The 299-nt window shown below is 40.1% G+C and carries 1 pseudogene; it reads left to right on the top strand.

From position 1 onward, the window contains the following. Positions 1 to 218 (top strand): annotated as a pseudogene (locus tag AB4486_RS27155) (hypothetical protein); the annotation flags it as partial. Between the last annotated feature and the right edge of the window lie 81 nt (positions 219 to 299).

The following is a 299-nucleotide window of genomic DNA, read 5'->3' as shown; positions in this document are numbered from 1 at the left end:
AAGTTGACCTTGCTTCATACTCAAAAGACACATGGGTAGATGTGACCATTTCATGGGTAGATACAGACATTACCGTCAATGTTGATGGAACAGACTACACTGGGTTAAAAGCTGAAAGTGCAGGTGGTTCCCCGACCGCTATTGCGCTATACAATGGTGACAATGGTTCAAAAGGGACATACACCTACTTCGACAACCTAGATTCAGACCTATTCTAGTTCTCACTAGAAAGTCTGTTTGACTTGATTGCTAGATAAAACAAATCCCTATCAACGTAATTTGATAGGGATTTTTTATTG

The organism is Vibrio sp. 10N.222.55.C6 (genome assembly GCF_041473395.1).
In the GTDB taxonomy this organism is placed as follows: domain Bacteria; phylum Pseudomonadota; class Gammaproteobacteria; order Enterobacterales; family Vibrionaceae; genus Vibrio; species Vibrio crassostreae_C.
The sequence above is the reverse complement of the archived record's forward strand: the minus strand, read 5'-3'. Positions and strand labels throughout refer to the sequence as shown.